Raw genomic sequence first — 26,027 nt, forward strand, 5'->3', positions numbered from 1 at the left:
CATGAACGCTGTCATCGCCGGAATCTCCTACCGCGCGCTGCTCGGCCGCAGAAGGATCTGGCTGCTGGTCCTGCTGCCGGTCCTGCTGATCGCCCTGGCCGTACTGCTGCGGATGATCAGCGGCGGAAGCGAGCGGATCGCGGTCGAGTTCATGCAGAAGTTCGCCCTCGGCGCCATCCTGCCCCTGCTCGGCCTGATCGCCGGGACCGGTGTGATCGCCCCCGAGATCGACGACGGAACGATCGTCCACCTGCTGTCCAAGCCGATCTCCCGCCCGGCCGTCGCGCGGACCAAGTTCCTCGTCGCCGCCTCGGTCCTGGCGGTGTTCGCCGCCGTGCCGACCCTCGTCGCGGCCTACCTGCTGGTCGGCTTCGAGTCCGGCATCGCGTTCGGCTTCGCGATCGGCGCCCTGGCCGGGGGCTTCGCCTACGCGGCGCTGTTCATGCTGCTCGGCGTCCTGACCAGGCACGCGGTGACGGTCGGCATCGCCTACGCGCTCATCTGGGAGGGCGTGGTCGGCAACTTCGTCCCCGGTGCCAGGAGATACTCCATCCAGCAGTGGGCGCAGACCGTCGCCGACCAGGTCTCGTCCTCGTCGTTCCTGTCCAGCGACCTCACCATCGGCTTCGCCGCGACCGCCCTCCTGCTGATCACCGCCGGAGCCGTCCTCTGGGCGGGCCAACGCCTACGCTCCTTCTCCCTGACCGGCGACGAGTAGGCGACCCCTGCGAGGCCTGCCGGAACCGTCGACGGGCCAGGGTCCCTGACGCACAACCGGGCCCCACCCGTGAGCCGTCCCGGGACGGTCCACGAGTGGGGCCCTTCTCTCCGTGTCATCACGCCGCCGCAGAGGCCGGGCAGGCCCGGATGTTCCGGTTCTCCCAACAATCCATCGGTCGCCCGCATCCAACCAGTGTGGTAACCCGCAGAATCTGAGATGCGAAGGGGCCTGTTTCGTGTACATCGGTGAAAACGAGGGACCGGTAACACTTCTTTCGACAGGTACGAAACGCCACGCGGAGAACCGGCGATGATCGGGACCGTGCTCCGCACCGAGGAGCTCCCCGCCTCCGACCGGTTCGCCCGGTGGCACGAGACGACGTCGCGGGCCCTGGTGCCCGTCCTGGCGCGCAGCGACCAGGAGGCCGACTTCCGCGCCACCACACACGTGCTCGCCCTCGGCCCGGTGCAGGTGCACGTGATGACCTGCCCGCCCCTGCGTCTGTACCGCACCTCCGCGCTGGTCCGCCGGTCCGACCCCGAAACGTACTGCCTTTCGTTCGCCCGGCGTGGCGCGACACAGACGACCCAGTTCGACAGGCAGACGACCGCCGGCCCCTGGGAGATGTCGTTCTGCGACACCTCGCACCCCTATCACGGCCGTATCGTCGCCGACCACACCGGCAGCTTCGAGGGCGTCGTCCTGCAGATCCCCAAGGCCGTGCTCCCGTTACCCGCCGACAGGCTCACCTCTCTCGCCGCCACCCTGCTGCCCGCCCGTGGCGGTGTCGGCGCCCTGCTACGCCACCACCTGGAGGCGCTGGTACAGCACACCTCCGGCTACACCGCAGCCGACACCACCCGCCTTTCTGCCGTCACCGTGGACCTGTTCGCCGCGGTGTGCGCCCACCACCTCGACACCGTCCTGCCGCCGGAGACCGACCGGCAGGTGCTGCAGAAGCGCATCCACGCCTTCATCCAGCGCAACCTCGGTGATCCCGCGCTGGGCGCCGAGGCCATCGCCTCCGCCCACCAGATCTCCGTGCGCCACCTGTACCAGCTCTTCCAGGAACAGGGCCTGACCGTGGCCGCCTGGATCCGCCAACGCCGCCTGGAGCACTGCCACCGCGACCTGGCCGATCCCGCCCTGCGCTCCCAGCCGATCCACCTCATCGCCGCCCGCTGGGGCTTCGCCAGCAGCGCCCACTTCAGCCGTGCCTTCCGCGCCGCCTACGGCGTCTCCCCGATCGGCCACCGCTCATCGTCCGAACGGGCCGTGGCGTGGCCGTGACCCGAAGGCGCAGAAATCGCCAACGACAATCGCGGAATCCATCGATGACATATCAGCGATGAACCGAAAACCCAGTCCCATGGCGCGCCACGGAACACCTCAAGTACCGGAACACGGCCCTTGGGAAAGCGAAACAAGAAAGTCCGCGAAAGAGCCCCGGACGGCACGGCGATCCGGCGGCGCACCCCCGTGAACGGCGAAACGCCCGGCGCGCCAGGCGCGCCGGGCGACGATCGCCACGGCTCCGGCCCTCACGGACCGGCCGTCACATCCCTCAGACGCAGGCCGTACGGACGACGTCGGCCAGATGGCCCGCCATCCGCTCGGCCTGCTCCGCGGAGGAGGCCTCGACCATGACGCGGATCATGGGTTCCGTGCCGCTCGGACGGATCAGCACCCGTCCGTTCTCCCCCAGCTCCAGTTCGACCGCGGCGACCGCCGCGGACAACTCGGGCGCGGAGGCCTTGGCGCGGTCCACATCCTTGACGTTGACCAGGATCTGCGGGAGCCGGGTCATCACCGAGGCGAGCTCGGCCAACGGCCTGCCCGTACGGGCCACGACCGACAGCAGGTGGAGTGAGGTCAGCAGACCGTCCCCCGTGGTGGCGTGGTCGAGCAGCAGGACGTGTCCCGACTGCTCCCCACCGAGGTTGTAACCACCGGCCCGCATGGCTTCGAGCACGTAACGGTCACCGACGGCCGTCTCGATCACGTCGATGCCCGCGTTCCGCATCGCGATCTTGAAGCCCAGGTTGGACATCACCGTGGCCACCACGGTGTCGCCGACCAGTTTGCCCTCCGCGTGCATGGAGGTGGCGAGGACCGCCATGATCTGGTCGCCGTCGACGACCTCTCCGGTGTGCGAGACCGCCAGGCAGCGGTCGGCGTCCCCGTCGTAGGCGATACCGAGGTCCGCCCCTCTGGAGACCACGACCTGCTGGAGCTTGTCCAGGTGGGTCGAACCGCAGCCCGCGTTGATGTTGAGACCGTCAGGACGGGTCCCGATGGTCTCGACGGTCGCCCCGGCTCTGCGCAGTGCCTCGGGCGCCACCATGTGGGCGGCCCCGTGCGCGCAGTCGAGGACGATGTTCAGGCCGTCCAACCGGCCGGAGACCGTGGACAGCAGGTGGGAGACGTAACGGTCGGCCTCGCCGTACGCCTCGCGGACACGGCCGACGTCCGAGCCGACGGGGCGGTCCCACTTCTCGCCGAGCCGTTCCTCGATCTCGTTCTCCACCGCGTCGGGCAGCTTGTAGCCGCCGCGGGTGAGGAACTTGATCCCGTTGTCCGGAGCGGGATTGTGGGAGGCGGAGATCATCACGCCCATGTCGGCTCCGAGAGCCGTGGTCAGATACGCGACCGCCGGGGTTGGCAACACGCCGAGCCGGAGAACATCCACGCCAGACGACGCAAGGCCGGCGACCACAGCGGCCTCCAGGAACTCTCCTGAAGCCCGCGGGTCCCGGCCCACGACGGCGACCGGGCGGCCACGCCGCCCGACGCTGGCGTTGAACGCCCCGGCATCGCCGAGGGCATGAGCGGCCGCCACGGACAGGTCCATGGCGAGCTCGGCCGTGAGGTCGCGACCCGCGACCCCACGTACCCCGTCGGTGCCGAAAAGGCGCCCCAACTTAACGCTTGCTGTACTGCGGAGCCTTACGGGCCTTCTTGAGGCCGTACTTCTTGCGCTCGGTGGCGCGGGCGTCACGAGTCAGGAAGCCGGCCTTCTTCAGCGGGGCGCGGTTGACCTCGACGTCCAGGATGGCCAGCGCGCGGGCCAGGCCCATGCGCAGGGCACCGGCCTGGCCGGTGACGCCGCCGCCGTCGATGCGGGCGATGACGTCGAACTGGTCCTCGGCGCCGAGCGTCACGAAGGGCTCGTTGACGATCTGCTGGTGGACCTTGTTCGGGAAGTAGACGTCGAGCGGACGGCCGTTGATCGTCCACTTGCCGGTGCCCGGCACGATGCGGACACGGGCGACGGCCTCCTTGCGGCGGCCGGTGCCGTAGGAGTTGCCCGTGGTGATGGGCTTACGGACGGCGGCCTCGCCGCTGACAGTGGACTCGGAGGTGTACTCGGAGGGGAACTCCTCCGTGGAGTACGTTTCCTGCTCGCCCTCGATGGGCGTCTCGACACCGGTGGGCTCAGCCACGGTTCTCCTCTTACTTTCCTTCTTGGCGCAGGCCGTCCGGCCAACGCTGCTGGCGATAGTCAGCCGGTGGCTACTGGGCGATCTGGGTGAGCTCGAAGGGGGTCGGGCGCTGAGCCTGGTGCGGGTGCTCGGAACCCGAGTAGACCTTGAGCTTCTTGATCATCTTCCGGCCGAGGGCGTTCTTGGGGAGCATGCCCTTGACGGCCTTCTCGATGGCGCGGTCGGGACGCTTCTCCATGAGCTCGCCGTAGGTCATCGAACGCAGGCCACCGGGGTAGCCCGAGTGACGGTACGCCTTCTTCTGCTCAAGCTTGTTGCCGGTCAGCGCGACCTTGTCGGCGTTGATGACGATGACGAAGTCACCGGTGTCGACGTGGTTGGCGAAGATCGGCTTGTGCTTACCGCGGAGCAGGATCGCGACGTGGCTGGCCAGCCGGCCAAGCACGATGTCGGTGGCGTCGATGATGAACCACTGACGCTCGACTTCGGCAGGCTTGGGTGTGTACGTGCGCACGGTCGTATGCCTTCTTTGCTCGCGTCTTCGGCGCTGTCGGAGATGACAGCAACATGGTCGGTAGGTGCGGGCACACGACAGCCCGGACCTTCCGTCTCCCAAGACGCAGGAGATGACGCCGGACGCGCCGCGCATCGGTCCACCGAGGGGACCAATTCGCACACAACGAACTAGCAGAGTACCGGCGCGGACGAGCACGGGTCAAAACCAGGCCGCGTCCCACCGGTGTCCCCGAGCAGTCTACCCGTACGGCGTCACCCCGCCGGACCACCGCCACGATCGGTCTTCTCGTTCTTCATAGAACGGTTCCAACACGTTCTTGACATTCTCTTCTTCCTCAGCACAAACATCTCTATCTTTGGCAGCGGAATGTGGCAGCTCCCTCACCTTCGCGACACCCAGCGGACCGGTCTGCGCCGTATGGGGCTGTTCGCCTGCCTGATGACGGTGCTGCTCCTGGGGTATCTCATCGGGCGGGGAAGCCGTGACGAGGAAACCCCGAAGATCTATCTGAACAACGCGGGACCGGCACGACCGACGCAGACGGTCGCCGCCGAACAGGGATACTCCGCCGGCCGTCCCCTTCTCGGGCGGGTCATCCGTCCCACCCCCTCTCCCGCGAGGCCGAACACGTCCCCGAGTCCCCGCGCCACCAACCTGCCCCGGGCCCCCCTCGACGACCTCGGCACCGACAACGGCCCTCGCTACATCATCGGCGGGGACAACCAGAACATCGGCGGCAGGGAGAACACCGTCACCTCCGCCGCCCCGCTGAGCTCCCTGGAGAGGGAGTTCGTCAGGCTCGTCAACGTCCAGCGCAGGCGGGCAGGATGCGCGCCGTTCCGGGTCGACAGGCGGCTCGTCCAGTCGGCCAGGGCCCACTCCGCCGAGATGGCCGCCAGCGACGTCTTCTCCCACGCCTCCCCCGACGGACGTTCGCCCTGGCAGCGGATGGAGGACGCGGGCTACCGCAACGGAGGCGCGGAGAACATCGGCCGGGGCTTCGCCACGGCCGCCGACGCGGTACGGGGCTGGCTGGCCAGCACCAGCCACCGGGGCAACATCCTCAACTGCTCGCTCAAGGCGACCGGGGTGGGCGTGATGGGCGGTATCAGCGGCCCCTGGTGGACTCAGGACTTCGGCTACTCCTGAGTGAACCGGCCCGGGGAGCGGGCTAGTCTCTGCGGCATGGGTTTTCCCGGGGAACCGCCGCGCCGCCAGCCGTACATCCAGCCTGATGGCCCTGAGGCTCAGGTCCCGCCCGCACGGGGAGAGCACTGGTTCGACCCCGCTCCGCAGGGCCCCGGCACGGGAGAGCGCCCCGCCGAGACGCCGCCGTACGGCACGGCCCCCGGACGCACCTCCGCCCCCGGCACCGTGCCGGGCCCCCTTCCGGGGGCACGGCCTCCCGCACCGGCCCCCGACGCCTCCGGCCCCTCCGCCCCCGAGCCCCCGGAACGGGGCCAGAAGATGTCGCGGGGGCAGAAGATGTGGAGCCCGTACGACGAGGGTCCGCGCTCGCGGCGGCCGCTGTACGTCGTGCTGGGCGCGCTCGCCGTGCTCGTCGCGGGTGGCGTCGGCCTCACCATGCTCGTGAACTCCGACTCCACGCCCTCCCCCGGCACGGCCGCCCCCACACGGAGCTCAAGCGCCCCGGTCGTCCCCCAGCCTCCCGGCGGCAAGTTCGGCTTCGCGGCCGCCCGCAAGACCGATCCGTACGCGCTCACGCTCAACGAGTTGTTCCCTCGCAAGAAGGTCTCCTACGGCGGCCGCAGCTATCTGATGACGGTCCGCAGGGTGGACAAGAAGTGCAAGGACGCCGTGGTCGGCGACAAGCTCCAGAAGGCGCTGGCGGCGGGCAAGTGCACCCAGCTGCTGCGGGCCAGCTTCCGCGACGCCTCCGGGAAGATCATCGGAACCGTGGGCGTCGCCAACCTCAAGACGTCGGCCGCGGCTGCCAAGGTCGTCTCGGCGGGGGCGGGCAAGTCGCGCAAGGAGTACCTCAAGGCGCTGCCCGGTAAGGACAAGGTCACCAAATCTCTCGGCTCCGGCGAGGCGTTCGCCGGAGGGTGGCGGCACGGGCACTACGCCGTGATGGTCTGGTTCCAGTTCAAGGACGGCCACCTGCCCAAGAAGTCCGAGGTCAAGCGGCTCAACCAGGCGGCCTTCGGAACCGTGGACGCCACCGTGACCCCGGCCCTCGAATCCCGTTCGCTGACCGGGAAGCGCCCCTGACCAAAGGTTCATACGGCAACTTCCCCGGATAAAACTGGCGGGCGATCCGGCCAGGAACACCCATACCCACATGATGATCTCTGGCTGTCGCTACTCTTCCACCTATGCGTGGCCAGGAATCCGGGTCCGAGCACAAGCGCGAAGCCGACGGTTCGGCCGCACCGGCGACGCCCCCGCCGAGTTTCGGTCAGCCTTCGCCGCACGTGCCGCGGACAGACCTCACAGGTGACGACCAGCTCCGCGAGTCTCCGGCATGGCCGGAGTCCTCGCCGGGAGCCGCCCAGCCATGGGTGGTGCCCGGCGACGGCGGCACGCCCTACGACTGGTTCTCCGACCCCGAGGACGACCTTCCCACCCCGTGGCCCGGTGCCCGGCAGGAAGGACGGCACCCGGGCGGGACCGCTCAGCCGTACGGCCCCGGCGTCTCCCCTCCCGGGGGGACCGGGGAGCCTCCGGCCCGGCCGTGGCCGGAGGGCTCCCCCGCGGTGCCCGCCGTCATCTCCTGGACCGAGGACCCCGGGCAGGGAGACCCGAACGGTGCCTCCGGCCTGCCGCCGCAGCCGTCGGCGGCCCCCGGGGAACCCGCTCCGCCGTGGAACGACTCCCCCGAAGAGCCGCCGACCCGGCCATGGAGCGGCCCCGCCGCCTCCCGTGAGCCGTCCGGCCCGGCCGCTCCGCCGTCGTGGGGCGCCCCGCCTTCCTGGACCCCCCCGGCTCCCGGCACGCGTCCAGGACCGCCGCCCTCTCAGGCCGGACCTCAGGAACCATCAGGACCGCAGGACCGACCTGTCCTCCAGGGGCAGCCTCCCGTCCCGAACACACCGCAAGGACAGCACTCCGCTCAGATCGCCCCCCAGGGACAGATCCCTGTCCCGAACACACCACAGGGGCCGACCCCCACCCCGTACGTGCCGCAGGGACGAACCGACCTTCAAGGCCCGGCTCCCATCCCGTACGCGTCACAGGGGCAGCCCCCCGTCCAGGCCGGTCCCGCGCCGTGGTCCCCCGCAGGTCAGCCGGGGCCCGCGCCGGCCCAGCCTCCAGGACCGCCCTGGAACACACCGCCCGCCCAGCAGGGACCCACGTGGCAGACATCGCCCGTCCCCGGTCGCCCTCCGGCCCAGCTGTGGGCCCCGCCCGGACCGCTACCTGAACCACGTCCTGAATCACGTCCTGAATCACCGCCTGGGGCCTCTCCCGCCCCCGCCGCGCCACCCGCGCCGCCGGGGCCGCAGCCATGGGGTCCCGTGACCGGAGAACCACAGGGCCAGACACCGTGGGCTCCCCCGGCCGAACCGGCGGGACCGCCGCTCTCCTGGGGCACACCACCGCAGAGCGGCCCCGTCAACGCCCCTTCCCAGCCTTGGCAGGACGCTCCGCGCGACACGCCCCCGCAGTCCTGGCAGAACACCCCGTTCAACACGTCCCCGCAGGGCACCCCGCCCGGCGCGCCTCCGCAGCCCCAGCAGGAGGACCGCCCGCCGACGGCGGCGCCGGTCGAGCCCGACGCGCCGTCCTGGCAGCCTCCTCCGGCCTTCACGGCCGCCGCCGCGGGGATGCAGGTGTGGCCCTCCCCCGGACAGGACCCCAACGACGCCTCGCGGTGGCCCGCGGCCTCCGGAGAGCCTGTCTGGACCGAGGGCGCCGAGAACGAGACGCCACAGGACGCAATCGCCGACGACGAGAGCACCGTCAGGGTCCGCAAGAGCGACCAGGCCCCGCTCCCCGTGCGTCGTGGGCGCGCGCAGGACAACTCCGGCTCCCCGGCGCCCCGGCCGGACGCCGCCCCCCAACCTCCCGTTCAGGGGCGGGAACAGGAGACCCCCGGCCTCGAAGGCCCGCCCCCGGTGGAGAACGCCGCGCCGGACCAGACTCCCGTTCCCCTGGGGGCCGACGCGCCCGGTGTGATCGACAGGACGTCGGCCCCGCCTCCCGAGCAGGGCGACCATCCGACCCCGCCCAGGGGCATACCGGTGGTCACGGCGCCGCTCGCCGCCCCGACGGGCAATCCCCCTCCTGGCAGGCCGTCGGCCCCGCGCCCGTCGGCCGAGGTCGAGCGTGGGCCGTTCACCCCACCGTCCGCGGTCGTCCAGGAGATTCCGCCGCTCCCCACCGCTCCGCCGCGCAAGCGCGTCAACACCGTCCTGCTCGCGGCCGTGGTCGCCGTCGTGGTCGGCGGTACCGGCACCGGGGCCTTCTTCGCCTACCAGTCGTTCAACGCCAGGCGGTCGGCCAGCGCGGAGACCCCGGCCCCCACCGCACCGCCCGTCGAACCCACCGACGACCCGAACGCCCCTCCCGAGCCTGACCCGATCAAGACCGAGATCCTCAACTCCGAGAAGACAGACCCGGGCAAGATGACCGTGGCCGACGCCTTCACCAAGAAGGTGACCTTGGCCGGTGCCACATTCGTCCGGGTCAAGACTGAGGTGACCGACAAGTGTGACGAGGCCGCGGCGGGCAGGTTCGCCAACACGTTGGCCACCCAGGACTGCCGCCAGGTGCTTCGGGCCACGTACGTCGACAGCAAACGCAAGTACGCCGTGACCACGGGAATCGCGGTACTGCCCACCCTGCAGTCGGCCGTCGAGGTCGACCGGACGAAGAACCTGGGCAGCAACCTGTGGTTCCGTGGCCTGCCGGGAGGCTCGGGCAGCGGAGCCGAGCGTGTCGGCATCGCGGGCGGCTACGCCGCCGGCTTGGTCTGGGGGCGCTACATCGTCTTCAGCTACGCCACCTTCAGCGACGGCCACACCCCGACGGCCAAGGAGAAGCACCTGGGCAAGGTCAGCGGCGCCTTCCGCGACGAGACCGCCAAGGTCATCGAACGCCGTATAACCAGCTGACCGGCACCGGTCACACGGCAGACCGCCCCTGAAGAGCGGGCCACCCCTGAGGACAGCGCCCGCCGTACGGCCAGGCAGCACGCGCGGGACGGTCGCGGGTGACAGGTGCCGCCCCGCGCCGTGGCCGCGCTGCGGTCGTCGGTCGTGCTATTCGAGCAGGTGGCGGTTGGCTCGGCTCCATGCCAGCCGTCTGCCCGCCTCGTCGAGGAAGCCGTCGGCGACCCAGTGGGCTCGGGGTTGGTGGCCGGCGTACCTGCTCGATGACGTCTCGTTGAACGTCGATGACCGCATCGGTCAGACCCGTGGTCGAGGTCAGGCCGTAGGCCGTGGCGAAAAGCTCCAGGCGGTGACGCCGGTCGGGGGCGTGGGGTAACGCAGCCAGCGCAGGCACTCGGCGTCGTCGCGGAACGGCGCGACGTATTCCAGCGCGTAGGCGATGTCGTGCAGTCGCGGCCTGGGCCGGGCGTAGTCCCAGTCCAGGATTCCCACGGGGCGTTCACCCCGCCAGACGATGTTCCACGGCCCGAAGTCTCCATGACAGATCACCTCGTCATCGCGCGGTTCCGCCTCGCCGCCGAACCATCTGCGTCCCTGAGGCAGGCGAAAGCCGACGACCGCACGTCCGACCGGCTGCCGCCGTAGCGCAACGGTTCTCCGATCGCGACAGGGACGAAGTCACCGCGTGGACCACCCTGACGACCTCCGGCCGGACCGACGCAAGCCCGGTGCTTCCCAGGGCGGTCATGAGGGACGTTCGATGAACCCGGCCCGGCCGACCGGACCACGGCGAACGCAACCGGAGCCGATCACGTCCCCACCGTCAACAGATCGCAGGCGCCGGCCCCGCGACCGACCGCGACGAACGACGCGGTTCACCGGAGACCTCACGGCCCCGACCAGATCGCGCCCGCCGTACGGCCGGGCGACCGGATCACGCCTCGGAGGCTCCGAGCGTGCGCACTCGCCGGGTCAGCGCCGCCCGGCGCGCCAACGCCTCCCCCTCCGGGTAACGCACCTCCTCAAGGCACAGACCGTGCGCGGGCGCGACATGCACCGCCGAGTCCCGTACGGCACGCGTCAGCACCTGCCCCGGCCAGTCGACCGGCAGGCGCCCCTCCCCGACCGGCAGCAGCGACCCGACCAGCGCCCTGACCATCGAGTGGCAGAAGGCGTCCGCGACGACCGTCGCCACCAGCAGGTCCCCCTCCCTGACCCAGTCGAGCCGCTGGAGCTCGCGGATCGTGGTCGCGCCCTCGCGTTTCTTGCAGAAGGCCGCGAAGTCGTGCTCGCCCAGCAGCGCCGACGCGGCGGCGTTGAGCCGGTCCAGGTCGAGAGGGCGGGGATACCAGACGACCTCGTGACGGCGCAGCGGGTCGCCCCCGCCGGGGGCGTCGCAGACCCGGTAGGCGTAGCGTCGCGACATCGCGGAGAAGCGGGCGTCGAAACCCTCGGGGGCCACGGTGACCCGGTGGACCCTGACGTCGGCGGGCAGGATCCCGGCCAGCCGCCTGATCAGGACGGGCAGCCGGTCGGCGACCGGATCCTCAAGGGGAACCGCCTGGTGCCTGCTGTCCAGCGCGCCGAACACCTCGGGCTCCAGATCGACGTGGGCCACCTGTCCTCTGGCGTGCACTCCGGCGTCGGTCCGTCCCGCCACGGTCAGCGACGGGGGCTCCGGCAACCGGAAGACCTTGCCGAGCGCTTCCTCGATCTCCCCCTGGACCGTCCTGCGCCCCGGCTGCCGAGCCCAGCCTGAGAAGCCGGTGCCGTCGTAGGCGAGGTCAAGGCGCAGCCGTACCACGATGTCGTCCCTCCTGAGAGAACCCCGGGTGAAAGAACCCCGGGAGGACCCGGGAAAAGAAGAACGGGCCCGGCACCTCCGGTGTGGAGGAAGCCGGACCCGTCCGGAGAGCCTGGAAGATCAGGCGTTGTCCTTCTTGCCCTCGGTCTCCTCGGCGGGGGCCTCGGCCGCGGGGGCCTCCTCCGCCTGAGCCTCGGCGGCCTCGGCCGCGGAGGTCTCCTCGGCCTTCGGCTCCTCCGTGGCGGCGGGAGCGGCGGCCGGGGCCTGGCGGGTGGTGGTGACCGTGTTCAGCGGCTCGGACACCAGCTCGATGACGGCCATGGGGGCGGCGTCGCCCTTACGGAGGCCGACCTTCGTGATGCGGGTGTAGCCACCGGGACGCTCGGCGAACGTCGGCGCGATCTCGGTGAACAGGTGGTGCACGACGCTCTTGTCACGCACGACCGTCAGCACCTGGCGACGGTTGTGCATGTCGCCCTTCTTGGCCTTGGTGATCAGCTTCTCCGCCAGCGGGCGCAGACGCTTGGCCTTCGCCTCGGTGGTCTTGATCCGGCCGTGCTGGAACAGCTGGGTGGCGAGGTTCGCCAGGATCAGCCGCTCGTGAGCCGGGCTGCCGCCGAGACGTGCACCCTTGGTGGGCCTGGGCATTTCGTTCTCCTTGAGAGTTAACCCGCCGCGGCCGTACGAGGTACCGCGGTCAGGCCGGGGGCCGGTCGGCCGGCCCCCGTCAGATGAAAATCAGTACTGCTCGGTCTCGACGTAGGCGCTGTCGTCATCGTCGTAGCCGCCACCGGCCACCGCGCTCGGGTCGAATCCGGGCGGGGAGTCCTTCAGCGCGAGCGACATCTCGTGCAGCTTCTGCTTGACCTCTTCGATGGACTTGGCACCGAAGTTGCGGATGTCCAGGAGGTCCTGCTCGCTGCGGGCCACGAGCTCACCCACGGTGTGGATGCCCTCGCGCTTGAGGCAGTTGTAGGAGCGGACGGTGAGGTTCAGCTCCTCGATCGGCAGCGCCAGGTCGGCGGCCAGGGCCGCGTCCGTCGGCGACGGGCCGATGTCGATGCCCTCGGCCTCGACGTTGAGCTCCCTGGCCAGGCCGAACAGCTCAACGAGGGTCTTGCCCGCGGAGGCCACCGCGTCGCGGGGCTTCATGCAGGGCTTGGTCTCGACGTCCAGGATCAGCCGGTCGAAGTCCGTGCGCTGCTCGACACGGGTCGCCTCGACCTTGTAGGTGACCTTGAGGACCGGCGAGTAGATGGAGTCGATCGGGATGCGACCGATCTCCTGGCCGGGCTGCTTGTTCTGCGCGGCGGAGACGTAGCCACGGCCACGCTCGACCGTCAGCTCCATCTCCAGCTTCGCCTTGCCGTTCAGCGTGGCGATGCGCAGCTCGGGGTTGTGCACCTCGACACCGGCCGGGGGCGCGATGTCGGCGGCGGTGACGTCACCGGGGCCCTGCTTGCGCAGGTACATGACCACGGGCTCGTCGTGCTCGGAGGAGACGACCAGCTCCTTGAGGTTCAGGATGATGTCGGTGACATCCTCCTTGACCCCGGGAACCGTGGAGAACTCGTGCAGCACGCCCTCGATGCGGATGCTGGTCACGGCCGCGCCCGGGATGGACGACAGCAGCGTGCGCCGCAGCGAGTTGCCGATGGTGTAACCGAAGCCCGGCTCCAGCGGCTCGATGACGAACTTGGAGCGGGTCTCCTCAAGGGATTCCTCGAGGAGAGTGGGACGCTGAGCGATCAGCATGTGGAAACTCCCCCTGCATGGCGACGCCCGCTATTTGACGTCGCTCGGATAAACAGCATAGGTGCCGTACGGCGAACCGTACGGCACCCTCGAAGCCACTACTTGGAGTAGAGCTCGACGATCAGCTGCTCCTGGACCTGCGTGTCGATCTGCTGACGGACCGGGAGCTGGTGGACCAGCACGCGCAGAGCCTCGGGAGCGACACCCAGCCAGGCCGGGTAGGTCTTGTCACCGGCGGTGGCGCGGGCCACCTCGTAGGGCAGAAGGTTGCGGGCCTTCTCGCGCACCTCGACGATGTCGTGCTCACGCACGCGGTACGACGGGATGTCGACCTTCTTGCCGTTCACCAGGATGTGGCCGTGGCGCACCTGCTGGCGGGCGGCGTCGCGGGACTCGGCGAAGCCGGCGCGGTAGACCACGTTGTCGAGACGGCTCTCCAGGATCTGGAGGAGGTTCTCGCCGGTCTTGCCGGACTTGCGGTTGGCTTCCTCGTAGTAGTTGTGGAACTGCTTCTCGAGGACGCCGTAGATGCGGCGGGTCTTCTGCTTCTCACGAAGCTGGAGCTGGTACTCAGACTCCTTCGGACGGCCGCGGCCGTGCTCACCCGGCGGGTAAGGACGGATCTCGATGGGGCACTTCGCGGACTCGCACTTCTTGCCCTTGAGGAAGAGCTTGGTCTTCTCCCTGCGGCAGAGCTTGCAGTCCGCACCCGTGTAACGAGCCATTTTCTATCTTCTCCTGGGCGTCAGACGCGACGGCGCTTGGGCGGACGGCAGCCGTTGTGCGGCACCGGGGTGACATCCTGAATGGAGCCAACCTCAAGGCCGGTCGCCTGCAGCGAACGAATCGCGGTCTCACGGCCGGAGCCGGGACCCTTGACGAAGACGTCGACCTTGCGCATGCCGTGCTCCATGGCGCGGCGGGCGGCGTTCTCGGCGGCCATCTGCGCGGCGAACGGGGTGGACTTACGGGAGCCCTTGAACCCGACGTGGCCGGCGCTGGCCCAGGAGATCACGTTCCCGTTCGGGTCGGTGATCGAGACGATCGTGTTGTTGAACGTGCTCTTGATGTGGGCGTGCCCGTGAGCGACGTTCTTCTTTTCCTTGCGGCGCACCTTCTTCGGGGCACCCTGGCGGCTCTTAGGAGGCATTGCTTGCCTTCACTCCTGAGGTGTTCGGTCCTGCGGCTACGCGGACTACTTCTTACCGGGCTTCTTCTTGCCGGCCACGGTCTTCTTCTTGCCCTTACGGGTGCGCGCGTTGGTCTGCGTGCGCTGACCGTGCACCGGGAGGCCACGGCGGTGCCGGATGCCCTGGTAGCACTGAATCTCGATCTTGCGACGGATGTCGGCCTGGACCTCACGGCGGAGGTCACCTTCGATCTTGAAGTTGGCCTCGATGTAGTCGCGCAGCGGCACCAGTTCCTCGTCGGTGAGCTGGTGGACCCGCAGGTCACCGTTGATGCCGGTGGCCTTGAGGGTCTCAAGCGCGCGGGTGCGGCCGATTCCGTAAATGTAGGTGAGAGCGATCTCCAGCCGCTTGTCGCGGGGGAGGTCGACGCCAACCAGGCGAGCCATGGTCGGGCATTCTCCTTCGTTGTGGCGGAGGTCCTACGCCCCGCTTCCCCTCCCCATGCCCGGGGTGAGGGCCCCGGCCTCCGACCGGGGGTCTCCCGCGTGGTACGACCCGAAGGTCGCCTGCGCGAGTGTGGGGCGCGATTACTTTGTGGCCCGACATGGGTCGAGTCCGCCACTGATGAGCGGACTCCGTGTGGGCCTTTTCTGGACTAGCCCTGACGCTGCTTGTGGCGCAGGTTGTCGCAGATCACCATGACGCGACCGTGCCGGCGAATCACCTTGCACTTGTCACAGATCTTCTTGACGCTCGGCTTGACCTTCATAGTCCTTATTCGTCCCTCAGACGCTTACTTGTATCGGTAGACGATCCGCCCACGACTGAGGTCGTAGGGGCTCAGTTCGACGACAACCCTGTCGTCAGGAAGGATTCGGATGTAGTGCATCCGCATCCGCCCGCTGATGTGGGCCAGGACCTTATGGCCGTTGTCGAGCTGCACCCTGAACATCGCGTTCGGGAGCGACTCAACCACAGTGCCCTCGATCTCGATGGCGCCGTCCTTCTTGGCCATGTCCCTCGCGTTTCACTGATCGGTCGTCTGAGGCTCTTGGAACACTACGCAGCCGCGACCCAGCGCTTCGATGAGAGCGACGGTTGCGACACCGTCGATGCGCAATGAGTCATAGTGAACCGAAGAAGGAGTGTACGGCACCGGGCGATGAAATGCGAAACAGACGGCCGGTACCTTGACACAACCGCTACTCAGAATACCGCAGATCCGAAGCGCGGTACCCCGCCCGGTACCGGGCGTGGACGATCACGTTGTCGGCGTAGGAGCGGCTCACCTGGTCAAAGCTGCCCCCGCAGGTGACCAGTCTCAGCCGCCGCCCGTCCGTCGGGCCGTACACCCGCTCGGCCGGGAAGTGGTCCTTCGGAGCCTGTTCGACGCGCTCGACCGCGAAGACCGCGACGGTGCCGTCGGCACGGACCACCCCGACCGCGTCCCCGGGGTCCAGCTCGCCGAGCCTGGCGAAGACCGCCGGTCCCGTCCTGGTGTCGAGATGGCCGACGATGACCGCGGAGCCGGACTCCCCCGGGGCCGGGCCGCCGCCGTACCAGCCGGCCGCGTCGGCGTGGTCGAGCGGCGGTACGGCGAGCCTGCCGTCCCCCTCCACGCCGAGCACCACGAGCGGGGCGTCCACCCCGATGCGCGGGATCACCACGCGTGTCGGCTCCGCGCGGCCCAGCGGGCGTGTGATCGGCGCGGGCCAGCCCGGCCCGCCCACTGCCCGTTCCCCCGGCGGCGACCCGGCCTGGGCCGCCACAGAGCGCGCGGGACCCCTCACAGCCCCGCCTCCCGGTACGGCGCCGCAGCCCGCCGCGAGAGCCAGCGCCCACAACAGGACGAAACGGTGGATGAATCCGTGCCCGGCCGGGGCGCGGCCCCGCCGATGCCGCGCGCTGACGGTTCCGGACGGGCACGGAGGTCTAGTGGCCGCCCTGTCCACGGTGCCCGCGCGTCAGCGCCAGGGCCGATCCGAGGACCGTGACGACCATGGCCAGGGCTCCGAAGAGCCAGGCGGTGCGGGTGGCGCCGCCGGGGGCGTGCATCGCCAGGCCGCCGCCCCCGGTGTCCGGAGCGAGGACCGGGCGAGGCTCGTCGACGACGAAGGTGCCGTCGTACGGTCCGCCCCTGACGCATCGGACGGTGACGGCGTAGGTGCCGGGTGCGGCGTGGGGGTTGATGCGGGCGGTCCCGCGCATCGTCTCGGCCCTGCCCCTCAGTCGCGCCGAGGTCGAGGCGAAGGCGGCCGAGTAGGCGGTCGCCGGAGCGACACAGCCCCCCGCGGCGATGGCCACCGACTGTCCGGGCGTGACCGTCGAAGGCGTGACCCGCACATCGGCCGGTACCGCGGCGCCTCCCGCGAACACGATCACCGCTCCGGCGCCCAGGAGGACCTTCACCGCCGCCACAGGGTCTCGTCTGAGGCCCATCATCCACCCCCACCTCACGACGGTGCCCCGGCAACGATCACCTACCCCTTCTCACCAGCCTCAACTGCCTCCGGCGGTAAAGAACTGACACAACGCGAAAAGCCCTCTCATGACCGGATCATGAGAGGGCTTTTCGCGTATGGGACCTCTGGCGTCACCGGTTCGGGTGGCCGCCCCGCCCGCCGAGGACCGTGGCGACCAGCAGCATGACGCCCCACGGACCCATGACCCACAGCGGCCACGGGTAGGGGAAGTCGAGGCCGTTCGTGACACCGATGATGAGCCAGATCACCCAGTTGACACCGCTGGCCACGGCCCAGGAGCCCCACATCGCCGCCACGCCCCTGCGCTGGGCCTCACGCGAGGGGTTCGCCGGGACCGGGGCGGCGGTCATCCGCCTCAGGTCGACGTCGGGAAGATCGGAGGTGAGCCTGGCCAGCTCTCCGTAGGTCCTGCTGGAGTAGAGCCGTTCGAGCCGCTCGTCGAACTCCTCGCCGGTGAGCCTGCCCTGGGCGTAGTGCTCACGCAGCACTCCCGCGACCTTGTCGCGGTCACCGTCAGAGGCTCGCATCTCCGGGCCAGGCATCATGGTCGACCACATCCGCTCATCAGCGGGCGGTACGTGTTATCCCGCATCGCCCAACAGTTCGGCAAGCCGCTCTTTTCCGCCATCAAGAGCGGTCAGTACCCAAGGTCCATTATGTGTCACGGCAACGCTGTGCTCGAAGTGCGCCGAGGCCTTCCCGTCGACGGTGACGACGGTCCAGTCGTCGGCCAGCACCCTGGTCCTGTCGGTGCCGAGATTGACCATCGGTTCGACCGCGAAGCACATGCCCGGCTCGAAACGCAGACCCTTGCCCGGCTTGCCATGGTTGGCCACCCAGGGGTCCATGTGCATCTCGGTGCCGATACCGTGCCCGCCGTACTCCTGGGGGATGCCATAACGACCCTGGGAACGGACGTATTTCTCGACCTGGTGGCCGATGTCGGACAGATGGCGGCCGACGGTGAGCGCGGCGATGCCCCTCCACATGGCCTCCTCCGTGACCCGCATCAGCTCGGTCAGTTTGGGGTCGACCTCTCCGACCGGGACGGTGATCGCCGAGTCTCCGTGCCAGCCGTCCAGGATGGCGCCGCAGTCGATGGAGATGACGTCGCCCTCGCGAAGCGGACGCCGGTCGCTCGGGATGCCGTGGACCACCTCGTGGTTCACGGAGGCGCAGATCGTCGCGGGAAAGCCCTGGTAGCCCTTGAAGGAGGGGATGGCACCCTCGTCCCGGATCGCCTTCTCCGCGATGCCGTCGAGGTCCAGCGGCGTCACGCCCGGCCGGACGTTCTCGCGGAGCAGTTGCAGCGTGCGGCCGACCACGAGGCCCGCTGCCCGCATCTTCTCCAGCTGCTCGGGCGACTTGATCTGAATTCCATGCTTGTTCTTCTTGAACACGTGTGCACCCCCTGGGGTGATTCAACGGGCAGTCGGGGAGCCCAATTCCCCCGATTGTGCCCTAAACGACAGCACGCCACCCATGGGGTTGCCATGGATGGCGTGCCGGGGAGACAAGTGTCCCTAGTCGGTGTACGGGCTCAGCGCCTCCATCGCGCGCTGGGTGACCTCTTCCACCGGACCGGTGGCGTCGACTCCGACCAGGATGCGCTCCTGGGCGTAGAAGGAGACCAGAGGAGCGGTCTGCTCCTGGTAGACCTCCAGGCGGTGCCTGATGGTCTCCTCCTTGTCGTCGTCGCGCTGATAGAGGCGTCCGCCGCAGGCGTCGCAGACGTCGTCCTTCTTGTCGTCGAAGTCGACGTGCCAGATGCGGCCGCACTGGCTGCAGGTCCGGCGGCCCGCGAGCCTGCGCACGACCTCCTCGTCGTCGACCACGAGCTCAAGGACGATGTCCAGCGCGACGCCGAACTCCTCAAGCATCTTCTTCAGGATCTCGGCCTGGGGCACGTTCCTGGGGAAGCCGTCGAGCAGGAAACCGTCCTGCGCGTCGCTCTCCGAGAGGCGGTCGCGGACCATCGCGATGGTGACCTCGTCGGGCACGAGGTCGCCACGGTCCATGTACTCCTTGGCAAGCTTGCCGAGTTCCGTGCCGCCCGAGACGTTGGCGCGGAAGATGTCACCTGTCGAGATCTTCGGGATGGACAGGTTCGATGCGATGAACTGGGCCTGTGTCCCCTTACCCGCTCCGGGGGGCCCGACCAGGACGAGACGCACTACTTCAGGAAGCCTTCGTAGTTGCGCTGCTGCAGCTGGCTCTCAATCTGCTTCACGGTGTCCAGGCCGACACCAACCATGATCAGAATGCTCGTCCCTCCGAACGGGAAGTTCTGGGTCGCGCCGACGAGGGCGAGTGCGACGATCGGCACCATGGAGATCAGCCCCAGATAGAGCGAGCCAGGAGCGGTGAGTCGCGTGAGCACATAGTTGAGGTACTCAGCCGTCGGGCGGCCCGGACGGATGCCCGGGATGAACCCACCGTACTTCTTCATGTTGTCGGCGACTTCAACGGGGTTGAAGGTAATGGACACGTAGAAGTAGGTGAAGAAGACGATCAACAGGAAGAACGTGATCATGTAGGCGGGGGTGTCGCCCGTGACCAGGTTCTGCTGGATCCACTGCACGACCGCGTTCGGCTCTTCCTGAGCGTTGCTGAACAGGGTCGTGACCAGCTGCGGAAGGTAGAGCAGAGAGGAGGCGAAGATCACCGGGATGATGCCGGCCTGGTTCACCTTCAGCGGGATGTAGGTGGAGGTGCCGCCGTACATCCTGCGGCCGACCATGCGCTTGGCGTACTGCACCGGGACCCGGCGCTGAGCCTGCTCGACCATGACGACCAGGGCGATCATCGCGATGCCTGTGATGATTACCACACTGAAGACGAACATGCCGCGGGTGCGGGCGATGGTCATCAGCTCGACCGGGAAGACCGCGATCACCTGGGTGAAGATCAGGATGGACATGCCGTTGCCGACGCCGCGGTCGGTGACCAGCTCGCCCAGCCACATGATGACCGCGGTGCCCGCGGTCATGATGATCACCATGGTGACGATCGAGAAGATGTTGTTCTTGTCGAGCAGGATCTCCTCACGGCACTGCGGGAACAGCTGGCCGGTGCGCGCGAGGGCGATGAAGGCGGTCGACTGGAGAATAGCCAGACCGACCGTGAGGTACCGCGTATACTGGGTGATCTTGGTCTGGCCCGCCTGGCCCTCCTTCTTGAGGGCTTCGAGGCGCGGGATCACCACGACCAAGAGCTGCAGAATGATGCTCGCGGTGATGTACGGCATGATGCCGAGCGCGAACACCGACAGCTTCAGCAGGGCGCCACCGCTGAAGAGCTGTACCATTCCGTAGATGTTGCCCGCATCCCCAGCCTGAGCCTGGCTGAGACAGCGGCTGATGTTCTCCGTATTCACACCCGGGGTCGGGAGCACCGAACCCAGCCGGAACAGCGCGATGATGCCCAAGGTGAAGAGCAACTTATTGCGCAGGTCCGGCGTACGGAACGCTCGGGTAAACGCGGTCAGCACGGGCCCTCCTGCGCGCCTGAAAGGCGATGTCGGTCAGCGATGGTGCGGGGGTGGTCCATCTTTGCTATCTCGTGTCAACGAGCTCACGGAAACGAGTTGAGTCTCGCTGTCCAGCGAACTCTAACGCACTACGGGCGCGGGGGCCCATAATGAGCCCCCGCGCCTCGTTTTCATGCGTGAAATTCCATGTCCTACAGCTCGGAGACAGAGCCCCCGGCCGCGGCGATCTTCTCCTTGGCACTGGCGGAGAAGGCGTGCACCTGCACGTTCAGCGCCACGGAGATGTCACCGGTGCCCAGGACCTTCACGAGCTGGTTCTTGCGAACCGCGCCCTTGGCGACCAGGGCCTCGACGGTGACCTCGCCACCCTCGGGGAACAACTCGCCGAGCCTGTCCAGGTTGACGACCTGGTAGGTCGTCTTGAACAGGGCGTTGGAGAAGCCCTTCAGCTTGGGCAGGCGACGCTGCAGCGGAACCTGGCCACCCTCGAAACCGAGGGGAACCCCGGTCCTCGCGTGCGTGCCCTTGGTGCCACGACCGGCGGTCTTGCCCTTGGAGCCCTCACCACGACCCTTGCGGACCTTGGCCTTGTTGGCGCCAGGAGCCGGACGCAGGTGGTGGATACGGAGCGGAGTGTTCTCTGCCATGTCTAGTCGACCTCTTCCACGGTGACCAGGTGCGTCACCACGGAGACCATGCCGCGGATCTCCGGGCGGTCCTCCTTGACGACGACGTCGCCGATTCGCTTGAGACCGAGCGAACGCAGCGAATCACGCTGATTCTGCTTGCCGCCGATCTTCGAGCGGACCTGAGTGATCTTCAGACGTGCCATCGGTTAGCTCACCGCCTTGGCCGCCGCGGCCTCAGCGAGACCCTCGGCGCGAGCCTTGAGCATCGCCTTGGGAGCGACGTCCTCCAGGGGCAGGCCACGGCGGGCCGCGATCTCCTCGGGGCGGCTGAGGCCCTTCAGAGCGGCCACGGTGGCGTGCACGATGTTGATCGGGTTGTCCGAGCCGAGCGACTTGGACAGCACGTCGTGGATGCCCGCGCACTCCAGTACGGCGCGCACCGGGCCACCGGCGATGACACCGGTACCGGGCGAGGCCGGGCGCAGGAAGACCACGCCGGCGGCCTCCTCACCCTGCACGATGTGCGGGATGGTGCCCTGGATGCGCGGCACCCGGAAGAAGTGCTTCTTGGCCTCTTCGACGCCCTTGGCGATGGCCGCGGGGACTTCCTTGGCCTTGCCGTAGCCGACGCCGACCATGCCGTTGCCGTCACCGACGATGACGAGGGCGGTGAAGCTGAAGCGACGACCACCCTTCACGACCTTGGCCACTCGGTTGATCTTCACTACGCGCTCGATGTACGAGACGCCCTTGTCAGCGCTGCCACCGCGGCGATCGTCACGACGACCGTCACGCCGCTCGCCACCGGCGGCGCCACCGCGACGCGGAGCTCCAGCCATCAGTGGTTCCTCTTCTCGTTGCTCTTGTCAGTACGGGCCATCAGAACTCCAGCCCGGCTTCGCGGGCGCTGTCCGCGAGAGCCGCCAGGCGGCCCGCGTAACGGTTTCCACCACGGTCGAAGACGACCGCGGTGATCCCGGCAGCCTTGGCCCGCTGAGCGAGAAGCTCGCCGACCTGCTTCGCCTTCTCGGTCTTGTCACCGGTCACCGTGCGCAGGGTGGCGTCCATGGTGGAGGCGCTCACCAGCGTGTGGCCCTGTGAGTCGTCGACGATCTGCACGAACAGGTGCCGCGTCGAGCGGTTGACGACCAGGCGCGGACGCGCGGCCGTACCGACCACCTTCTTGCGGACTCGGCCGTGACGGCGGGCCCGCGAGACGGCGCGGGCGGCCGTGTGCTTGCCGAACGCAGTCTTGCCAGCCATGCCTACTTACCAGCCTTTCCGACCTTGCGGCGGACAACCTCGCCCTGGTAGCGCACACCCTTGCCCTTGTACGGGTCGGGCTTGCGCAGCTTACGGATGTTCGCGGCGACCTCGCCGACCTTCTGCTTGTCGATGCCGTCCACGTGGAACAGGGTCGGCTTCTCGACGCGGAAGGTGACACCCTCGGGGGCGTCCACGATCACCGGGTGGCTGAAGCCGAGGGCGAACTCAAGCTGAGTCGGGCCCTTGGCCTGCACGCGGTAACCGACACCCACGATTTCCAGGGTCTTGGAGTAACCCTGGGTCACACCGGTCACCATGTTGGCGATCAGCGTGCGGGACAGGCCGTGCAGCGCACGGACCTTGTTCTCGTCGTTGGGGCGGCTGACGGTGACAGCACCGTCGTCTCCCTTGGCGACGTCGATCGGCTCAGCGACCTTGTGTGAGAGCGTGCCCTTGGGGCCCTTGACCGTGACTTCCCGGCCGTCGATGGCGACGTCCACGCCGTTCGGTACAGGGATGGGCAGCCGTCCGATTCGCGACATGCTGTGATTTCTCCCTTCTACCAAACGAAGGCGAGGACTTCCCCGCCCACTCCACGCTTGCCGGCCTGCTTGTCGGTCATGAGGCCACCGGACGTCGAGATGATCGCGACGCCCAGTCCTCCCAGGACCCGGGGCAGGTTGTCCTTCTTCGCGTAGACCCGCAGACCGGGCTTGGAAACCCGGCGCAGGCCCGTCAGCGAACGCTCACGGCTCGGCCCGAACTTGAGCTCCACCACGAGGTTCTTTCCGACCTTGGCGTCCTCGACGCTCCAGGACTGGATGTAACCCTCCTGCTGGAGGATCTCGGCGATGTGCGCCTTGATCTTCGAGTACGGCATGGCCACGGTGTCGTGGTACGCCGAGTTCGCGTTTCGCAGACGCGTGAGCATGTCTGCGATCGGGTCGGTCATCGTCATGGCCGGTGGCCTTCCTCACCGCGGTTTCCCCAGGGGACCTTCGGTGCGGTCATGGGCGCTTGAGACAGCGCCCGGTGAATATCGACTTACTTGTACGGCTGGCACCGCGGGGCCCGGTGAGAGACCCACCGGGCCGCGCGGAGACTACCAGCTCGACTTGGTGATGCCGGGCAGCTCGCCCCGGTGCGCCATCTCGCGGAAGCAGATGCGGCACAGGCCGAACTTCCTGTAGACGGCGCGGGGACGACCACAGCGCGAGCACCGAGTGTACGCCCGGACCTCGAACTTGGCCTTGCGAGCAGCCTTGACCTTCAGCGACGTCTTCGCCATGATCAGGCCTCCTTGAAGGGGAAACCGAGAAGCTTCAGCAGCGCCCGGCCCTGGTCGTCGGTCTTAGCGGTGGTCACGACCGTGATGTCCATACCACGCTGACGGTCGACCTTGTCCTGGTCGATCTCGTGGAACATGACCTGCTCGGTCAGACCGAAGGTGTAGTTGCCGTTGCCGTCGAACTGCTTCGGCGACAGACCGCGGAAGTCACGGATGCGGGGCAGCGCCAGCGACAGCAGACGGTCGAGGAACTCCCACATGCGGTCGCCGCGCAGCGTCACGTGGGCGCCGATCGGCATGCCCTCGCGCAGCTTGAACTGGGCGATGGACTTGCGGGCCCGCACGACGGCCGGCTTCTGGCCGGTGATGGAGGTCAGGTCACGAACGGCGCCGTCGATGAGCTTCGAGTCACGCGCGGCCTCGCCGACACCCATGTTCACCTTGATCTTGGTGATCGTGGGGATCAGCATGACGTTCTCGTACCCGAACTGCTCCTGCAGCTTCGCGATGATCTCCTCGCGGTAACGCTGCTTGAGGCGCGGGAGGGGCCTCGTCGCGACGGCCTCGGTGGTGTTGGCGGTCATCAGTTGTCCTCACCCGACTCGTCGGAGTCCGCCTTCGCCGACTCCTTCTTGGCGGGCTTCTCGTCACCCTTGAGCTTCTTGACGTTGCTCACGTGGATGGGAGCCTCCATGGTCTGCACGCCGCCGCTCTTGGCGCCACGCGGGCCCTGGTGGGTCTCCTTGGAGTGCTTCTTGATCATGTTGACGCCCTCGACGACCACGCGGTCCTCGCGCGGGTAGGCGGCGATCACACGACCCTTGGCGCCCTTGTCCTTGCCGGCGATGACGAGGACCAGGTCGCCCTTCTTGACATGCAGATTCGGCATTACAACACCTCCGGGGCGAGCGAGATGATGCGCATGAACTTCTTGTCGCGCAGCTCGCGTCCGACGGGGCCGAAGATACGCGTCCCACGAGGGTCGCCGCTGTCCTTGATGATCACGGCGGCGTTCTCGTCGAAGCGGATGTAGGAGCCGTCGGGCCGGCGGCGCTCCTTGACAGTACGGACGATGACCGCCTTGACGACGTCGCCCTTCTTCACGGTGCCGCCAGGAATGGCGTCCTTGACCGTGGCGACGATGATGTCGCCGATTCCCGCGTAGCGCCGACCCGAGCCACCGAGCACACGAATGCAAAGGACTTCCTTCGCACCCGTGTTGTCGGCGACCTTGAGTCGCGACTCCTGCTGAATCACCTATAACTCCTGTTTGTCTCGCCGGTTCTCACCCGTGTGCCGGGCAAGCCTTGCGGAACTGCTGTGGTCTTTTTCCCCCGGCGACAGCCGTACGGCCGGCCACCCGCCGGGCACTTCCCGTGCCCGGATGAGCGTCCGTGTCCGCATCACCGCCGCCGCAGGCGGAACGAGGATCGTCCCCGTTCCCTTGGACACCGTCATGGGGGGTGATCAGGTCACCCCCCACGAGGCGCGTCTTGTTACTTGGCGCGTTCGAGGATCTCGACGACCCGCCAGCGCTTGCTGGCGGACAGCGGCCGGGTCTCCATCAGGAGAACGCGGTCGCCGACGCCGCACGAGTTGGCCTCGTCGTGCGCCTTGTACTTGGTCGTCCTGCGGATGACCTTGCCGTACAGGGGGTGCTTGACGCGGTCCTCGACAGCGACGACGACAGTCTTGTCCATCTTGTCACTGACCACCAGACCCTCGCGGGTCTTGCGGTAGTTACGCGCCTCGTTCGTGTTCTCAGTTGTCTCAGCCATCGACCGACTCCTTCTCGACCGTCACGATGCCAAGCTCCCGCTCGCGCATCACGGTGTAGATACGGGCGATCTCGCGGCGGACGGCGCGCAGCCGCCCGTGGCTCTCCAACTGGCCGGTCGCGGCCTGGAAGCGGAGGTTGAACAGCTCCTCCTTGGCTTCCTTCAGCTTCTGAACCAGGGTGTCCTGGTCCTCCGCTCGCAGCTCACCGGCGGTCAGGCCCTTAGCCATCACGCCTCACCCACTTCACGCTTGACGAACCGGCACTTCATCGGGAGCTTGTGCATCGCGCGACGCATGGCCTCGCGGGCCACGGGCTCGGCGACACCCGACAGCTCGAACATGACGCGACCGGGCTTGACGTTGGCGATCCACCACTCCGGCGAACCCTTACCGGAACCCATGCGGGTCTCAGCGGGCTTCTTGGTGAGGGGACGGTCCGGGAAGATGTTGATCCAGACCTTTCCGCCACGCTTGATGTGACGGGTCATGGCGATACGAGCCGACTCGATCTGGCGGTTGGTCACGTAGGAGTGCTCAATCGCCTGGATGCCGTACTCGCCGAACACGACCCTGGTGCCACCCTTGGCGGCGCCGTGACGGTCGGGCCGGTGCTGCTTGCGGTGCTTGACCCTGCGCGGGATCAGCAT

Annotated in this window: 38 protein-coding genes; 5 read left to right on the top strand and 33 right to left on the bottom strand. The window is 68.2% G+C overall.

Annotation, left to right across the window (positions count from 1 at the left end; genetic code table 11):
- Position 1 precedes the first annotated feature (1 nt).
- Positions 2-718 (top strand): ABC transporter permease subunit, encoded by a 717-nt coding sequence (locus tag ABZ463_RS05205; protein WP_352015579.1) that lies wholly within the window; start codon positions 2-4, stop codon positions 716-718.
- A 312-nt stretch (positions 719-1,030) separates the two neighbouring features.
- Positions 1,031-2,011 carry a helix-turn-helix domain-containing protein gene (locus ABZ463_RS05210; protein ID WP_362773204.1) on the top strand — a complete coding sequence of 327 codons (981 nt, stop codon included), beginning with the start codon at positions 1,031-1,033 and terminating at the stop codon, positions 2,009-2,011.
- Positions 2,012-2,285: 274 nt separating this feature from the next.
- On the opposite strand, the gene glmM is transcribed toward ABZ463_RS05210, so the two are convergent.
- From glmM to rplM, 3 genes are all read right to left on the bottom strand, one after another.
- The gene (gene glmM, locus ABZ463_RS05215) at positions 2,286-3,641 is read right to left on the bottom strand and encodes a phosphoglucosamine mutase (protein ID WP_362773207.1); all 1,356 of its coding nucleotides are present in this window, start codon (positions 3,639-3,641) and stop codon (positions 2,286-2,288) included.
- 1 nt (position 3,642) lies between these two features.
- Positions 3,643-4,164 carry a 30S ribosomal protein S9 gene (rpsI, locus tag ABZ463_RS05220; RefSeq protein ID WP_352015582.1) on the bottom strand — a complete coding sequence of 174 codons (522 nt, stop codon included), beginning with the start codon at positions 4,162-4,164 and terminating at the stop codon, positions 3,643-3,645.
- Positions 4,165-4,234: 70 nt separating this feature from the next.
- Positions 4,235-4,678, bottom strand: coding sequence for a 50S ribosomal protein L13 (gene rplM / locus ABZ463_RS05225; protein WP_352015583.1), 444 nt, complete (start codon positions 4,676-4,678; stop codon positions 4,235-4,237).
- Positions 4,679-5,047: 369 nt separating this feature from the next.
- On the opposite strand from rplM, the gene ABZ463_RS05230 reads away from it, so the two are divergent.
- Both ABZ463_RS05230 and ABZ463_RS05235 read left to right on the top strand, forming a co-directional pair.
- The gene (locus ABZ463_RS05230; RefSeq protein WP_352015584.1) at positions 5,048-5,830 is read left to right on the top strand and encodes a CAP domain-containing protein; all 783 of its coding nucleotides are present in this window, start codon (positions 5,048-5,050) and stop codon (positions 5,828-5,830) included.
- Positions 5,831-5,866: 36 nt separating this feature from the next.
- The gene (locus tag ABZ463_RS05235) at positions 5,867-6,913 is read left to right on the top strand and encodes a hypothetical protein (protein WP_362773214.1); all 1,047 of its coding nucleotides are present in this window, start codon (positions 5,867-5,869) and stop codon (positions 6,911-6,913) included.
- A 403-nt stretch (positions 6,914-7,316) separates the two neighbouring features.
- Here ABZ463_RS05235 and ABZ463_RS05240 read toward each other — a convergent pair whose 3' ends face one another.
- Complete coding sequence (locus ABZ463_RS05240; RefSeq protein WP_362773217.1) at positions 7,317-7,637, bottom strand: hypothetical protein; 321 nt, start codon at positions 7,635-7,637, stop codon at positions 7,317-7,319.
- Between the two features lie 523 nt (positions 7,638-8,160).
- Here ABZ463_RS05240 and ABZ463_RS05245 point away from each other — a divergent pair.
- Complete coding sequence (locus ABZ463_RS05245) at positions 8,161-9,759, top strand: hypothetical protein (RefSeq protein ID WP_362773220.1); 1,599 nt, start codon at positions 8,161-8,163, stop codon at positions 9,757-9,759.
- A 147-nt stretch (positions 9,760-9,906) separates the two neighbouring features.
- Here the strand turns inward: ABZ463_RS05245 and ABZ463_RS05250 are convergent, their stop codons facing one another.
- The 29 genes from ABZ463_RS05250 to rplP all read right to left on the bottom strand — a co-directional run bounded on the left by ABZ463_RS05250 (position 9,907) and on the right by rplP (position 26,027).
- Positions 9,907-10,050 carry a hypothetical protein gene (locus ABZ463_RS05250; protein WP_362773224.1) on the bottom strand — a complete coding sequence of 48 codons (144 nt, stop codon included), beginning with the start codon at positions 10,048-10,050 and terminating at the stop codon, positions 9,907-9,909.
- Positions 10,051-10,071: 21 nt separating this feature from the next.
- Positions 10,072-10,359 carry a phosphotransferase gene (locus ABZ463_RS05255; RefSeq protein WP_362773292.1) on the bottom strand — a complete coding sequence of 96 codons (288 nt, stop codon included), beginning with the start codon at positions 10,357-10,359 and terminating at the stop codon, positions 10,072-10,074.
- Between the two features lie 331 nt (positions 10,360-10,690).
- Positions 10,691-11,560, bottom strand: a complete 870-nt coding sequence (truA, locus tag ABZ463_RS05260) for a tRNA pseudouridine(38-40) synthase TruA (protein ID WP_352015589.1) — start codon at positions 11,558-11,560, stop codon at positions 10,691-10,693.
- Positions 11,561-11,680: 120 nt separating this feature from the next.
- Positions 11,681-12,208, bottom strand: coding sequence for a 50S ribosomal protein L17 (rplQ, locus tag ABZ463_RS05265; RefSeq protein WP_362773228.1), 528 nt, complete (start codon positions 12,206-12,208; stop codon positions 11,681-11,683).
- Between the two features lie 90 nt (positions 12,209-12,298).
- Positions 12,299-13,315: a DNA-directed RNA polymerase subunit alpha gene (locus ABZ463_RS05270; RefSeq protein ID WP_189246821.1), complete on the bottom strand. Its 1,017-nt coding sequence runs from the start codon at positions 13,313-13,315 to the stop codon at positions 12,299-12,301.
- Between the two features lie 98 nt (positions 13,316-13,413).
- Positions 13,414-14,040 (bottom strand): 30S ribosomal protein S4, encoded by a 627-nt coding sequence (gene rpsD / locus ABZ463_RS05275; protein WP_352015591.1) that lies wholly within the window; start codon positions 14,038-14,040, stop codon positions 13,414-13,416.
- A 20-nt stretch (positions 14,041-14,060) separates the two neighbouring features.
- Positions 14,061-14,465 (bottom strand): 30S ribosomal protein S11, encoded by a 405-nt coding sequence (gene rpsK, locus ABZ463_RS05280; protein WP_020542285.1) that lies wholly within the window; start codon positions 14,463-14,465, stop codon positions 14,061-14,063.
- A gap of 45 nt (positions 14,466-14,510) precedes the next feature.
- Positions 14,511-14,891 (bottom strand): 30S ribosomal protein S13, encoded by a 381-nt coding sequence (gene rpsM, locus ABZ463_RS05285; RefSeq protein WP_184712621.1) that lies wholly within the window; start codon positions 14,889-14,891, stop codon positions 14,511-14,513.
- Positions 14,892-15,100: 209 nt separating this feature from the next.
- Entirely contained in the window at positions 15,101-15,214 is a 114-nt protein-coding gene (gene rpmJ, locus ABZ463_RS05290; RefSeq protein WP_003956441.1) for a 50S ribosomal protein L36, read from the bottom strand.
- A 24-nt stretch (positions 15,215-15,238) separates the two neighbouring features.
- Positions 15,239-15,460 carry a translation initiation factor IF-1 gene (gene infA / locus ABZ463_RS05295; RefSeq protein ID WP_012887858.1) on the bottom strand — a complete coding sequence of 74 codons (222 nt, stop codon included), beginning with the start codon at positions 15,458-15,460 and terminating at the stop codon, positions 15,239-15,241.
- A gap of 187 nt (positions 15,461-15,647) precedes the next feature.
- Entirely contained in the window at positions 15,648-16,397 is a 750-nt protein-coding gene (locus ABZ463_RS05300; RefSeq protein WP_362773234.1) for a class F sortase, read from the bottom strand.
- Complete coding sequence (locus tag ABZ463_RS05305; protein WP_362773237.1) at positions 16,378-16,884, bottom strand: hypothetical protein; 507 nt, start codon at positions 16,882-16,884, stop codon at positions 16,378-16,380. The genes ABZ463_RS05300 and ABZ463_RS05305 overlap by 20 nt, the downstream gene beginning before the upstream one ends.
- A gap of 154 nt (positions 16,885-17,038) precedes the next feature.
- Entirely contained in the window at positions 17,039-17,455 is a 417-nt protein-coding gene (locus ABZ463_RS05310; protein WP_352015594.1) for a DUF1707 domain-containing protein, read from the bottom strand.
- 54 nt (positions 17,456-17,509) lie between these two features.
- Positions 17,510-18,328 (bottom strand): type I methionyl aminopeptidase, encoded by an 819-nt coding sequence (map, locus tag ABZ463_RS05315; protein WP_352015595.1) that lies wholly within the window; start codon positions 18,326-18,328, stop codon positions 17,510-17,512.
- A gap of 123 nt (positions 18,329-18,451) precedes the next feature.
- A complete protein-coding gene (locus ABZ463_RS05320) occupies positions 18,452-19,102 on the bottom strand; it encodes an adenylate kinase (protein ID WP_352015596.1) in 651 nt (216 codons plus the stop codon).
- Positions 19,102-20,418, bottom strand: a complete 1,317-nt coding sequence (gene secY, locus ABZ463_RS05325; protein ID WP_352015597.1) for a preprotein translocase subunit SecY — start codon at positions 20,416-20,418, stop codon at positions 19,102-19,104. Before secY ends, ABZ463_RS05320 begins: the two co-directional genes overlap by 1 nt.
- A 191-nt stretch (positions 20,419-20,609) precedes the next feature.
- On the bottom strand, positions 20,610-21,065 hold the full coding sequence (gene rplO / locus ABZ463_RS05330; protein WP_352015598.1) for a 50S ribosomal protein L15: 456 nt from the start codon (positions 21,063-21,065) through the stop codon (positions 20,610-20,612).
- A 2-nt stretch (positions 21,066-21,067) separates the two neighbouring features.
- On the bottom strand, positions 21,068-21,250 hold the full coding sequence (gene rpmD / locus ABZ463_RS05335; RefSeq protein WP_068896549.1) for a 50S ribosomal protein L30: 183 nt from the start codon (positions 21,248-21,250) through the stop codon (positions 21,068-21,070).
- Between the two features lie 3 nt (positions 21,251-21,253).
- The gene (gene rpsE, locus ABZ463_RS05340) at positions 21,254-21,886 is read right to left on the bottom strand and encodes a 30S ribosomal protein S5 (RefSeq protein ID WP_352015599.1); all 633 of its coding nucleotides are present in this window, start codon (positions 21,884-21,886) and stop codon (positions 21,254-21,256) included.
- A 40-nt stretch (positions 21,887-21,926) separates the two neighbouring features.
- A complete protein-coding gene (rplR, locus tag ABZ463_RS05345; RefSeq protein WP_352015600.1) occupies positions 21,927-22,310 on the bottom strand; it encodes a 50S ribosomal protein L18 in 384 nt (127 codons plus the stop codon).
- A 2-nt stretch (positions 22,311-22,312) separates the two neighbouring features.
- A complete protein-coding gene (gene rplF / locus ABZ463_RS05350) occupies positions 22,313-22,855 on the bottom strand; it encodes a 50S ribosomal protein L6 (protein WP_352015601.1) in 543 nt (180 codons plus the stop codon).
- Between the two features lie 17 nt (positions 22,856-22,872).
- Positions 22,873-23,271: a 30S ribosomal protein S8 gene (gene rpsH, locus ABZ463_RS05355; protein ID WP_352015602.1), complete on the bottom strand. Its 399-nt coding sequence runs from the start codon at positions 23,269-23,271 to the stop codon at positions 22,873-22,875.
- Positions 23,272-23,415: 144 nt separating this feature from the next.
- Positions 23,416-23,601, bottom strand: a complete 186-nt coding sequence (locus ABZ463_RS05360; protein ID WP_012887844.1) for a type Z 30S ribosomal protein S14 — start codon at positions 23,599-23,601, stop codon at positions 23,416-23,418.
- A 2-nt stretch (positions 23,602-23,603) separates the two neighbouring features.
- Entirely contained in the window at positions 23,604-24,185 is a 582-nt protein-coding gene (gene rplE / locus ABZ463_RS05365; RefSeq protein WP_352015603.1) for a 50S ribosomal protein L5, read from the bottom strand.
- Positions 24,185-24,481 carry a 50S ribosomal protein L24 gene (gene rplX, locus ABZ463_RS05370; RefSeq protein ID WP_352015618.1) on the bottom strand — a complete coding sequence of 99 codons (297 nt, stop codon included), beginning with the start codon at positions 24,479-24,481 and terminating at the stop codon, positions 24,185-24,187. Before rplX ends, rplE begins: the two co-directional genes overlap by 1 nt.
- An 8-nt stretch (positions 24,482-24,489) precedes the next feature.
- The gene (gene rplN, locus ABZ463_RS05375; RefSeq protein ID WP_012887841.1) at positions 24,490-24,858 is read right to left on the bottom strand and encodes a 50S ribosomal protein L14; all 369 of its coding nucleotides are present in this window, start codon (positions 24,856-24,858) and stop codon (positions 24,490-24,492) included.
- 239 nt (positions 24,859-25,097) lie between these two features.
- Positions 25,098-25,379, bottom strand: coding sequence for a 30S ribosomal protein S17 (gene rpsQ, locus ABZ463_RS05380; protein WP_352015604.1), 282 nt, complete (start codon positions 25,377-25,379; stop codon positions 25,098-25,100).
- The gene (gene rpmC / locus ABZ463_RS05385; RefSeq protein ID WP_352015605.1) at positions 25,372-25,608 is read right to left on the bottom strand and encodes a 50S ribosomal protein L29; all 237 of its coding nucleotides are present in this window, start codon (positions 25,606-25,608) and stop codon (positions 25,372-25,374) included. The genes rpsQ and rpmC overlap by 8 nt, the downstream gene beginning before the upstream one ends.
- The gene (rplP, locus tag ABZ463_RS05390; RefSeq protein ID WP_184712606.1) at positions 25,608-26,027 is read right to left on the bottom strand and encodes a 50S ribosomal protein L16; all 420 of its coding nucleotides are present in this window, start codon (positions 26,025-26,027) and stop codon (positions 25,608-25,610) included. The genes rpmC and rplP overlap by 1 nt, the downstream gene beginning before the upstream one ends.

Source organism: Streptosporangium sp. NPDC020145, from assembly GCF_040631275.1.
GTDB lineage: Bacteria > Actinomycetota > Actinomycetes > Streptosporangiales > Streptosporangiaceae > Streptosporangium.

Excerpts from the sequence above, each read along its gene's own strand:
- ABZ463_RS05205 (WP_352015579.1), top strand. The coding sequence starts at position 2 with ATGAACGCTGTCATCGCCGGAATCTCCTACCGCGCGCTGCTCGGCCGC.
- ABZ463_RS05210 (WP_362773204.1), top strand. The coding sequence starts at position 1,031 with ATGATCGGGACCGTGCTCCGCACCGAGGAGCTCCCCGCCTCCGACCGG.
- ABZ463_RS05230 (WP_352015584.1), top strand. The coding sequence starts at position 5,048 with ATGTGGCAGCTCCCTCACCTTCGCGACACCCAGCGGACCGGTCTGCGC.
- ABZ463_RS05235 (WP_362773214.1), top strand. The coding sequence starts at position 5,867 with ATGGGTTTTCCCGGGGAACCGCCGCGCCGCCAGCCGTACATCCAGCCT.
- ABZ463_RS05250 (WP_362773224.1), bottom strand. The coding sequence starts at position 10,050 with ATGCGGTCATCGACGTTCAACGAGACGTCATCGAGCAGGTACGCCGGC.
- rplQ (WP_362773228.1), bottom strand. The coding sequence starts at position 12,208 with ATGCCCAGGCCCACCAAGGGTGCACGTCTCGGCGGCAGCCCGGCTCAC.
- ABZ463_RS05270 (WP_189246821.1), bottom strand. The coding sequence starts at position 13,315 with ATGCTGATCGCTCAGCGTCCCACTCTCCTCGAGGAATCCCTTGAGGAG.
- rpsD (WP_352015591.1), bottom strand. The coding sequence starts at position 14,040 with ATGGCTCGTTACACGGGTGCGGACTGCAAGCTCTGCCGCAGGGAGAAG.
- rpsK (WP_020542285.1), bottom strand. The coding sequence starts at position 14,465 with ATGCCTCCTAAGAGCCGCCAGGGTGCCCCGAAGAAGGTGCGCCGCAAG.
- rpsM (WP_184712621.1), bottom strand. The coding sequence starts at position 14,891 with ATGGCTCGCCTGGTTGGCGTCGACCTCCCCCGCGACAAGCGGCTGGAG.
- rpmJ (WP_003956441.1), bottom strand. The coding sequence starts at position 15,214 with ATGAAGGTCAAGCCGAGCGTCAAGAAGATCTGTGACAAGTGCAAGGTG.
- infA (WP_012887858.1), bottom strand. The coding sequence starts at position 15,460 with ATGGCCAAGAAGGACGGCGCCATCGAGATCGAGGGCACTGTGGTTGAG.
- ABZ463_RS05305 (WP_362773237.1), bottom strand. The coding sequence starts at position 16,884 with ATGGGCCTCAGACGAGACCCTGTGGCGGCGGTGAAGGTCCTCCTGGGC.
- ABZ463_RS05310 (WP_352015594.1), bottom strand. The coding sequence starts at position 17,455 with ATGCGAGCCTCTGACGGTGACCGCGACAAGGTCGCGGGAGTGCTGCGT.
- rplO (WP_352015598.1), bottom strand. The coding sequence starts at position 21,065 with ATGGCAGAGAACACTCCGCTCCGTATCCACCACCTGCGTCCGGCTCCT.
- rpmD (WP_068896549.1), bottom strand. The coding sequence starts at position 21,250 with ATGGCACGTCTGAAGATCACTCAGGTCCGCTCGAAGATCGGCGGCAAG.
- rpsE (WP_352015599.1), bottom strand. The coding sequence starts at position 21,886 with ATGGCTGGAGCTCCGCGTCGCGGTGGCGCCGCCGGTGGCGAGCGGCGT.
- rplR (WP_352015600.1), bottom strand. The coding sequence starts at position 22,310 with ATGGCTGGCAAGACTGCGTTCGGCAAGCACACGGCCGCCCGCGCCGTC.
- rplF (WP_352015601.1), bottom strand. The coding sequence starts at position 22,855 with ATGTCGCGAATCGGACGGCTGCCCATCCCTGTACCGAACGGCGTGGAC.
- rpsH (WP_352015602.1), bottom strand. The coding sequence starts at position 23,271 with ATGACGATGACCGACCCGATCGCAGACATGCTCACGCGTCTGCGAAAC.
- ABZ463_RS05360 (WP_012887844.1), bottom strand. The coding sequence starts at position 23,601 with ATGGCGAAGACGTCGCTGAAGGTCAAGGCTGCTCGCAAGGCCAAGTTC.
- rplE (WP_352015603.1), bottom strand. The coding sequence starts at position 24,185 with ATGACCGCCAACACCACCGAGGCCGTCGCGACGAGGCCCCTCCCGCGC.
- rpsQ (WP_352015604.1), bottom strand. The coding sequence starts at position 25,379 with ATGGCTGAGACAACTGAGAACACGAACGAGGCGCGTAACTACCGCAAG.
- rpmC (WP_352015605.1), bottom strand. The coding sequence starts at position 25,608 with ATGGCTAAGGGCCTGACCGCCGGTGAGCTGCGAGCGGAGGACCAGGAC.
- rplP (WP_184712606.1), bottom strand. The coding sequence starts at position 26,027 with ATGCTGATCCCGCGCAGGGTCAAGCACCGCAAGCAGCACCGGCCCGAC.